Here is a 13,627-nt window from a genome sequence, read left to right as displayed (position 1 = left end):
CTTCGATCGACTCATGGCCGAGACACAGCGCCATCATAGAGCAGTCGACTCCCGCTTGCAGCCGTTACATCACCGCGCTGTGCCTCAGTACGTGCGGCGACCTTCCTGGGACGCGAATGATGGACATCTCTCGCTGGCGGCACGCGTTTGCTTGGCCAGGAGCGCCTGCACGCCGTCGGCGCTCAGCCGACTTCCGTGCACGTTGGGAACAAATTCGCTCGCGCCGTGGCGCGCCGGTTGCTTGAGCCATGCCTTAAGGGCGCCCCGCGTGTGCGAGCTCAGCGCGTGCATCGCTCTTTCTATGCTTTGCCGACACCTCGCACATAGGCCCCGGCGCATCTCCCAGGATCAGGTGACGGCCGGGAGCGGATCGTCTGAACTGCTCGGACTCCTCTACAGAGTTTTCCTTGCCCCGGGCGACAGCGTGTTCGTCGGCATTCAGGAATGGCCGCTCCTGCACGAGCGCGCCCATGTGAAGTTCGAACCTCCGCACGTCCCGAAGCATCCTTCATGATCCGACGAGTTCTCTTCTGAACGCTGCCGGCCTCGTCGTTGACGGCGGCCTCAGCGTTCGTCAGCCCGCCTGAAACGGATCATCACGGACAGCACCCATAGATATGCCGGCCACACGTCAGGTCTGCGAGTCTGCTTGTGCGGAGGCATCGAGTTCCTCCTCGGGGATATCATCGAACGAGGCGTAGTTGAGGTTGTAGAGCTTGGAGTAAAGTCCGCCGGCGGCCATTAGCTGGTCGTGGTTGCCGGTCTCGATCACCTGGCCGTTTTGAAGAACGATGATGCGGTCAGCGCCTCGGACGGTAGCGAGACGGTGGGCGATGACAAGCCCGGTGCGGCCCTCGAGGAGTTTGATCAGGGCCTTCTGGATCAGCATTTCCGTGTAGCTGTCGATGTTGGCGGTAGCCTCGTCGAGCACGAGGATCTTGGCGTCGGCAACGAGAGCACGGGCGAAACTGATAAGCTGGCGCTGGCCGAGAGAAAGGTTGCCACCCCGTTCGCCGAGTTGGGCTTCATACCCGTCGGCAAGGCTCATGATGAAGTCGTGGGCGCCGACCGCCTTGGCAGCCTCGATCACCTTGTCGCGCGTGGCTTCCGTCTTATGGTAGCGAATGTTGTCGAAGACTGTCCCGGTGAACAGGAACGGCTCCTGCAGCACCATGGCGACCTGGCGGCCGAGCGATTCCTGTGTGAGATCGCGCACATCATGTCCGCCGACCAGCACTTGGCCCTGCTGAACGTCATAGAAGCGGTGGACGAGGGCCATCGCGCTCGATTTACCGGAGCCGGTCGGCCCGACCAAGGCGACCGTCTCGCCGGGATGGACCCGGAAGGAGACATTTTTCAGCACCGGATGGTTGGGATTGTAGCCGAAGGTGACGTTCCTGAACTCGACCGAGCCGTCCATTTCGGGCGAAAGCGCCCGGGCATCCGGTTTGTCCTGGACATCGATCTTGACGTCGAGCACATCGGTCAGGCGCTTGCCGGAGGCCATGGCGCGCTGCATGATCGAATATTGCAGAGTGAGCGAGCGGATCGGATCAAAGAAGCGCTGGATATAGAAAAGATAGGCGACCAATACGCCCACATCGATGCGGCCATTCATGATCATGGAGCCGCCGACTACGATGACGACGGCCATGGCGAGGCCGGTGAGCCCATCGACGATCGGCACCATGACCTGTGCATATTTGGCAGCAATCAGGTGAGTCCTGAGATTGGCATGGGCCTTGTCGTCATAGAGAATGAAATTGACCTGCTGCCGCTCCATGGACTGAACGGTGCGCACGCCGTGAATGGCTTCGGCCAGCGCGCCGTTGGCGACCGAATTGGTCTCGTGCGCAGCCATGAAGGCGTCGCGCGCACGCGGCAGCCAGAAGATGCGGACGATGAACAGGATCGGCAGGACCGAGAGCGTCACGAGGCCGAGGCGGAAGTCGAGCCACAGCATCACGAAAACGATGCCGAAGAGAAGCGCAATATCGCCTACGGAATATAATGAGTTTTCGAGGAACTCGTGCATGGAGTTGACGTCGCCTTGCAGACGGGACATCAGGCGTCCAACCTCGGTCTTGTCCATGAAGGAGAGCGAAACCCTCTGCAGACGGGCGAACATGGCGCGGCGTATGTCGAAGAGGACATTCTCGGCCGTTTTCCCCACCACGGTTTCCTGTGTGTAGCCGGCGGCGAAATTGACCAAAATCGCGAGAAGGAATGCTCCGGCGGCCGCAAGCAGGTAGGAGTGATCGATGCCTCCCGGAGCCATTCCGTGGTCAATCGCGTAGCGGATGATCAATGGGATGAGAAGCTGCGTGCCCGTGAAGATCAGCAATGCGGAAACCGAGATGAATAGCTTGGCCTTGTAGGGACGCGCGAAGGCCCAAATGCGTCGGATCACGTTCTGGTCGAAAGCCCGGCCGAACATCTCCTCTTCGATACGGTGCGAGCCGACAACCGCGCGGGGAGGGCGTCTGCCGTCGTCACGGACGTTATTGCGTTCGCCTTCGAGTTCGTCGGCGTCCTCTTGGGCCATCAGCGCCCGGCCCCATTCTCGATCATCATGTCATCACTCGGAGCGCATCTGCAGATCGTAAAGGGCCTTATAGCGTCCTCGCTTCGCCAAAAGCTCTTCATGGGTGCCGCGCTCGACGATCTCGCCGTTGTCAACAAAGAGGATCTGGTCGGCGTGCATGAGCGAGCTCAGCCGATGGGCGATGATGATTGTCACCCGCTCCTTAGCGAAGCGCCGCATCGCCGCGCGGATGCGCTGCTCGGTGGCGGCATCGATCGCGGCGGTCGAGTCGTCGAAAACGACGACCGACGGGCGCAGCATCATAGTGCGTGCAATCGTGAGACGCTGGCGCTGGCCGCCCGAGAGAGAAACGCCGCGTTCGCCCACGACCGTCTCGTAGCCTGCTGGGAGGCCGAGGATGTAGTTGTGCAGCTGGGCGGATTCGCTAGCCCGCTCAATCCGCTGTTCCTTCGCCCAGGGATCGCCATAAGCGATGTTGTTCTCGATCGTGGTGGTGAACAGGAAGGCATCCTGCTGTACGACCGCGACCGCCTTGCGAAGAGTTGCTAGGGTGACCTTGCGGATGTCCTGCCCGTCAAGCGTGATGGCGCCCTCGATGACGTCGTAAAAGCGGGGGATCAGGTGAGCCATCGTCGATTTGCCCGAACCCGGCGGACCCACGATCGCGATTGTCTCACCCCTGCGGGCCTCAAAGTTGATGTTCTTCACAATCGGGCGGGTTTCGGTGCTGGGATATGCAAAGGAGACATTATCGAAGCGCAGAGTGCCTTCGCTGATCTCGAGCGGTCTGGCGTCGGGAGCATCCCTGATTGTAATATCCTGGTCGAGGAGACCGAAAAGACGCGAACCGCAAGTGGAAGCGCGGGCAAAGGCATTGACCATCAGGCCGATCTGGCGGACGGGCATTTGCAGGATCGTCATGAATGTCAGGAACGTGGCGAGCGTCCCGACGCTGATCTCGCCGGCGATGATCTTGTTGCCGCCGATCCAGAGGACCAATCCCATGGCGAAAAAGAAGGACAAGGTCATCGCCGACGTGTTGGGCACGTAGATGTCAACGCGGTCATGGGCGAGGTCGAGCGCGCTCTTCGAGGCGCGGTCGAACTTCAGCATCTCATAAGCTTGGGCCGCAAAAGCGCGGACGACGCGGATTCCTCCAAGATTTTCCTCCATCACGCGGCTTAAGACCGAAACCCGCTCCTGCAGGTCGAGCCAGGTGGCTCGCAGTCTAAGCTGTGTGACGGACGAGCGCCAGGCGACGAAAGGCACGAAGCTCAGCGCGACGAGGCCGAGCACCGGGTCGGTGGAGATCAGCATGTAGGCGCCGATCCCGATCAGCATGGTGAGCAGGAGGGCGCGAACCAGGGCGGTGGAAAAATACATCCGCACGCCTTCGAGATCGAGCAGGCCGATGGTAATCAGATCGCCTGAATGCACATGGTCGTGAAAGGAAAAGCTGAGACGCTGGATCTTCTCGTAGCAGGCGAGGCGCAGTTCATATGCGACGTGATGCCCGACCGCTTCGGCAAAATAGTTCTGCATCATCGTGACAAGGCCGCGCAGCGCGCTGACCGCGAGCAGCAGGAGAGCCGAGATCCAGAGCGCTTGTTCTGCCGCGGCCCCCGTGACACCGCCCCGAATGGCTGTCTGGGTCTGGTCGACGGCCTGGCCGAGAAGCTTGGGAATGAGCAACTGGAGGATTACCGCTACCAGTGTCGAGCCAATGGCGAAGGCGACCTGCCACGGGTGCCGCAAATTCATACGGGTAATGCGCAGCAGCGTGCTCAACCCGCGGCCCCAGCCGGCCGCTTCCACATGCGTGAACGAATTCAGAGGCTTCGTCGCGCTGCCAATAGCATCACTGCTCACGGGTGTGTTCCAGACTGAATTGCGCTTTCTGTGCACGCCGGGACGACTCACTATCAAACGCGCCCGCCATGTTTAATCCTGGCCACCATCTGCAGCAGTGCCTGCTCCGACGAGCCGAGCCGCGGCTTGACCTGCCGGCATGTCAATGACCGTGATTGCGCTTTCTGCAAGGAAACGACGTTCGTTTTTGGTGAGCGTTGCCGCATCGATTACCGCAAAATGTGAGCCTTCCGAGCGCTTCATGATCTGTCTGGCGTAGGTGCGCAGCATCTGATCGTCGAAGCGGCAGCCGACGAAGAAGAAGCCACGGTTGAGGCGCCGTTCCTTCACCACGTCAGGGATCGGCGTCTGGATGTCGATTTCGGTCAGGACCTCGACATAGTCGGAATCCGCGACGAGGAAATTTGCGGCCGGCCTAACACTGCCGTGAGGCGTATAGAGAATCGTCTTTGCCGCTGGCCCAGGGTCGAGTTCGTTCCCGGACAAGTCGTAGGTTTTCGTCCAAATGTTACCGATTTCGTTCGCGCGCGTGACGCCTTGTATCTCGACAACGTCCGTTCGGCCGGCCTCTGCGAGGGCGGCTCGCATGGCGCCGTCGTACCAACTGTCGATGATGAGGGAGAGCGGCAGCTTTGCGAGCCAGGCGTGGAGGACGGTCGGCGCCGCCGGCGCTGCGAATATCTCCGCCATCCACGCTTTAAGCGTCCGGCGATGCCGGCGCTGTTCGATGAACTGCGCGACCGACCACATATTGGTCCGAATCTTGGAAGGGGCTGGCGCCCGCGTGTTGAGCACCGCGGCGACGGCTTCCGGGCTGTGCGGTACAGGCGTTTCCGCGGAGCTGAGCCTGAGGAGACCCGGACCGAGATATGGGATCACCGCATCGGCCGCGAGCGCTTCCTTCAGCAGGTCAAGCAGCTTTTCGGCAAAACTGTCCTGGAGGACGACGAGGTGGCGCGGGGTCAGGATCGTGTTCATGCTCGTTTCCTCTCGACGCCCTTATCAACCGGCAGCATCAGTCCTCGTCAGAAAGCTTCCTTGCCTCGACGGTGATCGGCAGACGCGTATGCCGCGGAAGGTCGGGTAGGAGGAGCCGCCAGCCGTTCCTGAGCGTTACGACCCCGCCCCACAAGTCTTCGTTCTCGAGCTTGATGATCGGCTCTTCGAGATCCTTCTTGGGGACATACGCCGACAAGCCGGCATCGGTCCTGCGGATCATTACTTTCATCTGACTGTTCCTTCATTGGCGTTGCTTTCGGCACCGCAGGGAGCCTCGACTTTGTCGAGGCTCATAAGTTCACGCGCTCGCATGCCGACGATCGTGCCGCGATCGACCCATTCGACCGCATAGATGAAGAACTGCTGGAGAAAGGTGCCAATGTCGCGCACATAACCCTCGTCGCCCTTCCGCACGAGGTTTTCGCCGATCTTCCTGCCAGGATAGGTGCCGTCATTCTTTATGTGTCGTGTGGCACGGACCCGCTCACCCGGCATAAATCGTGGAGGCCTGCGGATTTCGACCTCCTGTTCGCGTCCGAGCCACATGGCCGTTCCTTCTTTTCTCGAGGCTGCAGGTTGTGGAGTTCCAGGTGCCCTCCGGAGGCGAGCCCGGCCGTGTCGGTACCGAATTCAGGCAGGAACGCAGGTCTTCGGCACCGGACATACCGAGGCGCATTGCTGCGTGTCGAAGGCCTCCTTGCATTCGGTGCACTTGTCCGGATCGATCACGTACCTCTCGCCCTTGAACTTGATCGCGACGGAGGGACATTCGAACTCGCAGGCGCCGCATTGGGTGCATTGGGATGCGATGATCTTGAAAGCCATTTTAACTCCTGGTTCGATTGGAATGAGACGGCTCAGGCCGTCGCCGCCAGCGGCTGGATCCCAAACTCGGCGGCGTAAAGCGCGCTGATTGCGGTCTCGATGTAGTCATGGCCATAAGCGTCGGTTGCTCGAATTCCAGCTTCCGCGAGCTGATCCTTAGGGCAATTTCCGATCTTGGCGCACAGTACGACGTCTATGCCTTCCAACGCAGCGATAACGCCGTCGAGGGTGGCGTTATCGCCCCGGCCGCCGAGACAATACTGCTCGACCTTGCGATGCCCGACGAAGCTGATCCCTCTCGGCGAGACTTCATAAACCTGGAGTTCCTTCGCATGGCCGAAGTGTTCGTTGACGCGGCCGCCGCCCCTGGTGGCCACTGCGACGAGAAGGGACTTGCCGGAACCCGCTGCCTTGACCATTCCGATCGCCTCGCTCCTGGCCGCCACATGATCATGGCGCTCGCGCGCGACCACCTCTTGATAGGCTTCGCGCCTGCTGGGATCGTAGGTGACCTCGCCGGGAATGCTGTCGAGCGCGAATTCCTGGCCACGATCCTCGCCGAGCAGGCCGACGGCATCGGCCCGGCACTGCCGGCAGTGGCGCATCAATTTGGCGCCGCCTTCGAGACGATCCTGAAGAGTCTTCATCTCCATTGCATTTGGGCCGCGCTGCCCGGTCAGGCCGAAGTGGGTACCGTGCGCCGGGTCGGAAATCAGCGGCATGACGTTATGCAGGAACGCGCCGCGCTCCTTGACCCATCTATTCACCTCGATCAGATGCTCGTCGTTCACGCCGGGGATCATCACCGAATTGATTTTGGTGAGGATGCCGCGCGCGGTCAGCATCTCCAGGCCCAGCATCTGCCGCTCGTGCAGGATCCGGGCGGCTTCGATGCCGACGTAGCGGCGATGGTCGTAAAAGATCCAAGGATAAATCTTTGCGCCGACTTCAGGGTCGACCATGTTGATGGTGATCGTCACGTGATCGACATTCATGTCGACGAGCTCGGCGACATGATCCGGCAGCGCCAGACCATTGGTGGAGATGCACAGCTTGATGTCGGGAATTTCCCCGACAACTCGTTCGAACGTTGCCTTTGTCTTTTTCCAGTCGTAACAGGCATCGCCCGGTCCGGCGATGCCGAGTACGGAAAGCTGCGGCACCTCGTTGGCGACCGCGATCACCTTGCGTAGCGCCTGGTCGGGTGTCAGCTTTTCCGAAACGACCCCAGGCCGGCTTTCGTTGGCGCAGTCATATTTGCGATTGCAGTAGTTGCACTGGACGTTGCAAGCCGGGGCTACCGCGACGTGCATGCGCGCGAAATAGTGATGCGCTTCTTCCGAAAAGCAGGGATGATCCTTGATCTTCTCCCAGACAGCCGGATCCATGTCGTCCGGCTTTCCCGACAAGCCGCAGGTTGAAGATGCGCAGCCACCGGATTTCGCGGTCGCCAGCAACTGGTCGAAGGATGTCGTGCTGGTCAGGCCCTCAAGCGAAATCATCGGTGCGGACATCGAACGGCTCCGTTGCTGGTAACGTCGCAGTTCAAGGCGCAAGAGCTATGCCAGCTCAAAGGGCGGTTTTAGTTCACCTATTGGCTTTCCGTGTCGGATTCTGTCGGTTTGCTCCGGCACAATTTTGTCCGGCTTCCGACAGTGGACAAGCGAACCGGTCGCGAAGGGCACCGCGTCTTGGGGCACGCAGAATGTGAGGAACTCCGGCCCGACGTTTGACGTCATTAGGACGCCTAGAATTTCTTCACCTCGATACCATGCCGGCGCAGAGCGTAGCCGATCTGCCGCGGCGTGAGGCCGAGGATACGAGCCGCCTTGGCCTGAACCCAGCCGGCCTTCTCCATCGCGTCGGTCAGGCGGTCGCGTTCCGTCAGATGCGGGCCCATTGCGGGGCTAGCGGGATCGTTCGGGTAGACAACCTTGACGGGCGTTATGTCGCCTTCCGGGGCACCGATGCGCCGAACCGGCATCGTGTCACGCTGGGAGAGTTCGTCGATGGCATTGCCGCCATGCGAACGGTCGGCTCCTTTCCAGAGGAGCGACGAAAGGCATTGGCTGTTCTTGCAGGCGAAATCCGATGGAGTGATCGTCCTTGAACGCGCAAGTGTAGCCGTCCTTTGCACGCAGTTTTCCAGCTCGCGGACATTGCCAGGGAAATAGCATTGCGAGATCAGATCAAGCGCCGATGGCGCGAAGGCGAGCTCGCGATGGTTCTCCTTGTTGAACCGGTCGAGGAAGGCGTTCGCAAGGCGTGGAATATCGCCGGCTCGCTCTCTGAGCGGGGGCAGGATAATTGGCACAACATTGATGCGGTAGTATAGGTCGGCCCTGAACTCCCCATTTACGACAGCCGTCTCGAGATCCTTGTTGGTGGCGCATATGAGCCGGACATCGACCTGAAGCGTTCTCGTGCCGCCGACTCGCTCCAGTTCGCCTTCCTGCAGGACGCGCAACAGCTTGGCTTGAAAGGCAGGCGAAATCTCGCCGATTTCATCAAGTAGCAGCGTTCCGCCATTTGCCAATTCGAAACGGCCGGCGCGCTGGGAGATAGCCCCGGTGAAGGCGCCCTTTTCGTGTCCAAACAGCTCCGATTCCAGAACGCTTTCAGACAGCGCAGCGCAGTTCAATTTGACGAAAGCCTTCTTGCCCCGAGGTGAAAGCTTATGGATGGCCTGGGCAAAGAATTCCTTGCCGGTGCCGCTTTCGCCGCGCAGAAGCACGGTGGAATTAGTCCTTGCCACGACCGAGACGGTTTCGAGTACCTGCTTGAGTGCAGGACTTTCCCCGATGATCCCGTCGATTTTGACATGCCGATGCCCGGCTGGGTCGGTCCTCTTCTCGTCGAGCCATTTCTCCGGTCTCCGTTGCTCCTCGATGAACCGCTGACGATCCATACTCAGGATATGATGGAGACGGATGGTCCGGCCGACAAGGTTGGCGACCATGGTGAGGAAGCGTACGTCCTCGTCGCAGGGGGAGCTGGTCTCGCCGTCACCGACGCGGTCGATCGACAATATGGCAAGAATCTCGTGCTCAGCCTTTATCGGGATACCGATAAAGGCAATTGGGATTGTGTCGCCGCTCGAAGACGGTTGAAAGTCAGTCTGAAATAGTTCGGACTTGCTAACATCGTGTATGACGAGCGGCGCCCCCGTAGCGACGATCCGGTCTATCGCGGCTTGCGGTATGATGCGGCCAATTTGAGGTGGGTGGGAGCTGCCGGTGGTTGCGGTAATCTCCGGCTCCGCTTCGGCATCCAGGACGACGATTGCTCCATGACGCATTTGCACAAATGAGGAGAGGGTATTCACCACATTCGCAATCGTGATCTCAAGCCGGGTGGGGGCGGTCAGGATCTTCGATATCTCGTAGATTCCCCTGAGCGAGATATCCGCTTCGTGAATGGAGTTGATCCGTGGTTCAGGCAGGATGTTCCGAGGTCCTACTTCATCGACCCGATTTCGCAGTATGTGAACCATGCAAACACCTCAGGGGTTGTCGTCCAGGGTGTGCTCCTCCCAAGCGCCGTTTTGTATTCGAATTCCGAAACCCACACTATTCACTAGCTTCTTTCTAATGTGAGAGGTCATTCTAGCAGCGGCTGACGTGCCGAAACTTCAGGTCCAGTACGATTCACGCTTTTGAAACGATGCGTGCGCCGGTCATCCGAACTTGAAGAGGACACCGAAGCCGCCGCGTGGATAGTCCCACTCGATCTCGCCACTGGTCTCGCACAATATCCGGCAGGTGCCGCACTCCATGCAGCCGTCCGGGGTGATCTCCACTTGACCCTTGTCGTTCAGGTCATAGCATTTCGCCGGGCAGACGTGGGTCAGCGCGAGCAAGTTCGCGCTTGGCCTCTCGTGCGGTCGCACTTTGATATGCGGGCGGCCAGAATCGACCAGGTAGCGGTTCTGGAAAAGCTTGTCCTCGACACGTGACTTCGTCACTGCGATCGTCATCTCGTCTCCCCCTCAGCGCCACGCGAATGCCAGGCGGACTGCGTCGCTGACCAGCCCCCAGCGCGAGCGCGCCTTGATGAAGGCGGCCGTGGTCGCCTTTTCCTTCTCGATCTTCGGCGTGCCGTCGATACGCATGAAGTTCTGCGCGGCTTGCGACATCAACCGCGGATAGGTCGTGAAGAAATTGCAGGAATTGGTGTGGAGCAAGGCCGGCATGTCTTTGTATTTCCTCAAGTCCTTGACCACGAAGGACTTGTCCAGCATGGCGTTGTAGAGGGCGAGGTTGCGTTTGGTCATTGGACCGTTGCGGCTCTTGACCTTGACGATTGCCTCAGCCGCGATGCGGCCGGAGGTCATGGCGAGGTTCGAACCCTCGCGGTGAACGGCGTTGTTCAGTTGCGCGGCATCGCCGACCACGACCCAACCGTCGCCAAAGAGCTGCGGAATGGCCTTGTAGCCGCCTTCGGGAATGAGATGCGCGGCATATTCTTTCACCTCCGAGCCAGCGATCAGCGGCCGGATCGAAGGATGGTTTTTTAAGGCATCGAGCAGGACGTAAGGGCTCTCCATCATCGCGACGAAATCCGAGACGAGGCAGCCGATGCCTAGTGAGATCGACTCCTTGTTGGTGTAGAGGAAGCCGAGCCCGGCCATGCCGCGGGAGGTCGTGCCCACCGCCTCGATCACGCACCCTTCATCGCCCTTGAGGCCGAACCGCTGCTCAATGACCTCTTCGGGCAGGAAATGCATTTCCTTGACAGCGAGCGCCACGGTTTGCGGCTTCGGCATCTCGCGCAGGCCGGCCCGCGTGCCAAGCAGCCCGGACACACCTTCTGCGAGAACGACTACGTCGGCGAAGATCGCTCCGCCGGCCCGGTCTGTGCGGACACCGACCACCTTGTCCTTGGCATCACGGACGAGTTCCGTCACGGTCGTCTCGCACAGAACCGTCGCGCCGGCCTCGCGCACCTTGCGCGAAAACCATTTATCGAACTGGGCACGGATGATCGTATAGCGGTTGGGCTTCGCCTCATTGAAGTCGTCCGACCGATAGTGAATCCCGGTGTGGGATGTTTCGTCCATCACCCAAAGCCGCTGTTCAACCAAATGCCGCTCGAGAGGCGCATCATCCCGGAAATCCGGGATGATCTTCTCCAGCATGTTCGCGTACATGATGGCACCCTGGACATTCTTGGAGCCCGGATATTCACCGCGCTCCAACTGCAGCACGTTCAGCCCATGGCTTGCCATGGTGTAAGCAGCTGCGTTCCCGGACATGCCGGCACCGATGACAATGGCGTCGAATTTTTCCTCGATCATGTCCATCTCCCTTAGCTCGCAAGCTTATCGCGATTATGCGGCGACAGCCGCCGGGTGAAGGCTTCCGTCAGTGCGGGCAGGAAGCGGATCGCATCGGTGACGATCCCGAGGTGGGCGAAATCGAAAATCGGCGCGTTCGGGTCGACGTTGATGGCCACGATGAGATCGGCCCCCTCGACGCCAACCCGGTGCTGGATTGCGCCGGAAATCCCCGCCGCTATGTAAAGCTTCGGCCGGATGGTCTTGCCAGTTTGGCCGATCTGCCGATCAGCCGACACCCAGCCCTTCTGGACCATCGGGCGCGAACAGCCATATTCGGCGCCGATCGCTCGCGCGAGATTCTTCACAAGCTGCAAATTCTCCGCCGCGCCGAGACCGAGACCTCCCGCAACCACGACGTCGGCATAGGCGAGATTGGCCGTTGCCGACTGGCTATCCGGCAGGAAACCGAGGACTTTGGTGACGATCTCGTCCTCGGTTATCGACAGCTTGTGCTGGATGACACGCCCGACCGGCTTATCCGCCCGCTGCGGCATGGGCATGACCCTCGGTCGCACCGTCGCCATCTGCGGCCGATAGTTGAGCGTATAGATCGTGCATAACAAGGAACCGCCGAAAGTCGGACGGGTCGCGGCGAGCGAACCGTCGGTATCCACGTCGAGTTCGGTGCAGTCGGCCGTGAGCCCTGTCTGCAAGGTCGTCGCCACGGAGCCGGCAAGATCCCTGCCGAGTGTGGTCGCACCGAGAAGAAGGATCTCGGGTTTGTGGGTGGCGACCAGATCCGTCATCGCCTTGGTGTAAGGCTCGTTCCGATAGTCGGCGAGCAGTGACGCCTCGACGATGTAGACAAGGTCTGCGCCATAAGCGAAGGCGTCGGCAATGGCGTTCCCGATGGCCTCTCCCGGCGGCCCGAGCACGACGCCAGCAAGCTGGACCTCAAGCTTGTCGGCCAGCTTGCGGCCTTCGCCGAGCAGCTCGAATGATACCGGATGGACCTGGCCGCGTTCGAGCTCGATGAAGACCCAGACGTGCCGGTAGTCCTTGAAATGGTCGGGCAGTTCCTTCTTTATGCCGGCACGGCCGGCGGCAGGGCGAGCGGTTTCTCGGTTCACGGTCGACATTGTCTGCTCCTGGTCCTCACGCGCCGCTGTTGAAGGCAAGCTCATGTTCCAGCGCCGGCTGGCGGGTGAAGATTGCGGCGATGAGTTCGTCAGCGGTATCGCGCAACGTCTTCTCCGCGGTGTCGATTTGCACCGCCTTTTCCGCCCGCGTAGCAGGAGCGAAAACGCGCTTGACGACCGTCGGCGAGCCGCGCAGGCCGCATCTGGTGAGGTCCTCAATGCCGGCATCGGCCGCACTCCACTTCAAGACCCCGCTGCGCGCGGCGCACAGGGCGTCCTCGAGCGAGCCCCGGCGGATCTCGTTTGTGCCTTCCAACATGGTGATGAGGCAAGGGAGCCTGCCCTTCAGCATCTGCGTGCCGCCTTCGGAGCGGCGCTCGACCTTGATCTCGCGCGCAGCGAGATCGATAGAGGCGATCTTCGCGACATAGGTGAGTTGCAAGAGATCAAGGCGCTTGGCTATGCCGGGCCCGACCTGGGCGGTGTCGCCATCGATCGTCTGCTTGCCGGTGAAGACGATGTCTGGCGCGCCGAACGTCTCGCCAACCTTCGCGATTGCCTGAGAAAGAGCGAAGGAAGTCGCCAGCGTGTCGGAGCCGGCAAAATAGCGGTCGGTCAAGAGCACCGCGCGGTCGGCGCCGTAACCGAGCGCCTTGCGCAGCGCGTCCTCTGCCATGGGCGGACCCATAGTGAGCACGGTGACCTCGCCACCATAGGCGTCGCGCAGTCTGAGTGCTTCTTCGAGGGCGAACAGGTCGTAAGGGTTGATGATGGTCGGCACACCCTGGCGCATGATCGTGTTCGTCACTGGATGGACCCGTATCTGTGCCGAGTCCGGCACCTGCTTGATGCAGATTACGATGTGCATTGGCGGTTTCTCTAGGCTCCTATCCGGATGCGGGCTTGGCAGTTCATCTTCTTGGCTGCATCATTCGTGCCAACTGTTTTGCGTGCTCTTTTTTCCAGAAATTC

At 60.4% G+C, this 13,627-nt stretch carries 12 protein-coding genes; all 12 read right to left on the bottom strand.

All coding sequences use genetic code 11. The features are described from left to right. Positions 1 to 631: 631 nt before the first annotated feature. A complete protein-coding gene (locus CIT26_RS10270) occupies positions 632 to 2,545 on the bottom strand; it encodes an ABC transporter ATP-binding protein (protein WP_095492473.1) in 1,914 nt (637 codons plus the stop codon). Between the two features lie 33 nt (positions 2,546 to 2,578). Then, complete coding sequence (locus tag CIT26_RS10265) at positions 2,579 to 4,414, bottom strand: ABC transporter ATP-binding protein (RefSeq protein WP_095492472.1); 1,836 nt, start codon at positions 4,412 to 4,414, stop codon at positions 2,579 to 2,581. A 72-nt stretch (positions 4,415 to 4,486) separates the two neighbouring features. Beyond that, on the bottom strand, positions 4,487 to 5,392 hold the full coding sequence (locus tag CIT26_RS10260) for an SIR2 family NAD-dependent protein deacylase (RefSeq protein WP_095492471.1): 906 nt from the start codon (positions 5,390 to 5,392) through the stop codon (positions 4,487 to 4,489). 37 nt (positions 5,393 to 5,429) lie between these two features. Further along, entirely contained in the window at positions 5,430 to 5,642 is a 213-nt protein-coding gene (nifT, locus tag CIT26_RS10255; RefSeq protein ID WP_095492470.1) for a putative nitrogen fixation protein NifT, read from the bottom strand. Continuing rightward, a complete protein-coding gene (locus CIT26_RS10250; RefSeq protein WP_095492469.1) occupies positions 5,639 to 5,959 on the bottom strand; it encodes a nitrogen fixation protein NifZ in 321 nt (106 codons plus the stop codon). The genes nifT and CIT26_RS10250 overlap by 4 nt, the downstream gene beginning before the upstream one ends. Positions 5,960 to 6,043: 84 nt before the next feature. Beyond that, on the bottom strand, positions 6,044 to 6,238 hold the full coding sequence (locus CIT26_RS10245; RefSeq protein ID WP_095492468.1) for a 4Fe-4S binding protein: 195 nt from the start codon (positions 6,236 to 6,238) through the stop codon (positions 6,044 to 6,046). A 32-nt stretch (positions 6,239 to 6,270) separates the two neighbouring features. Further along, positions 6,271 to 7,752 carry a nitrogenase cofactor biosynthesis protein NifB gene (gene nifB / locus CIT26_RS10240; protein ID WP_095492467.1) on the bottom strand — a complete coding sequence of 494 codons (1,482 nt, stop codon included), beginning with the start codon at positions 7,750 to 7,752 and terminating at the stop codon, positions 6,271 to 6,273. A 233-nt stretch (positions 7,753 to 7,985) separates the two neighbouring features. Next, on the bottom strand, positions 7,986 to 9,731 hold the full coding sequence (nifA, locus tag CIT26_RS10235) for a nif-specific transcriptional activator NifA (RefSeq protein WP_095492466.1): 1,746 nt from the start codon (positions 9,729 to 9,731) through the stop codon (positions 7,986 to 7,988). 183 nt (positions 9,732 to 9,914) lie between these two features. After that, complete coding sequence (locus CIT26_RS10230; protein WP_095492465.1) at positions 9,915 to 10,214, bottom strand: ferredoxin family protein; 300 nt, start codon at positions 10,212 to 10,214, stop codon at positions 9,915 to 9,917. 12 nt (positions 10,215 to 10,226) lie between these two features. Further along, on the bottom strand, positions 10,227 to 11,534 hold the full coding sequence (locus CIT26_RS10225) for an FAD-binding protein (protein ID WP_095492464.1): 1,308 nt from the start codon (positions 11,532 to 11,534) through the stop codon (positions 10,227 to 10,229). A gap of 11 nt (positions 11,535 to 11,545) precedes the next feature. Beyond that, the gene (locus tag CIT26_RS10220) at positions 11,546 to 12,655 is read right to left on the bottom strand and encodes an electron transfer flavoprotein subunit alpha/FixB family protein (protein WP_095492463.1); all 1,110 of its coding nucleotides are present in this window, start codon (positions 12,653 to 12,655) and stop codon (positions 11,546 to 11,548) included. Positions 12,656 to 12,671: 16 nt separating this feature from the next. After that, complete coding sequence (locus tag CIT26_RS10215; RefSeq protein ID WP_095492462.1) at positions 12,672 to 13,523, bottom strand: electron transfer flavoprotein subunit beta/FixA family protein; 852 nt, start codon at positions 13,521 to 13,523, stop codon at positions 12,672 to 12,674. Positions 13,524 to 13,627 lie beyond the last annotated feature (104 nt).

The sequence above is a fragment of the Mesorhizobium temperatum genome, assembly GCF_002284575.1.
Lineage (GTDB): Bacteria > Pseudomonadota > Alphaproteobacteria > Rhizobiales > Rhizobiaceae > Mesorhizobium > Mesorhizobium temperatum.
This window is presented reverse-complemented; position numbering and strand designations above follow the sequence as displayed.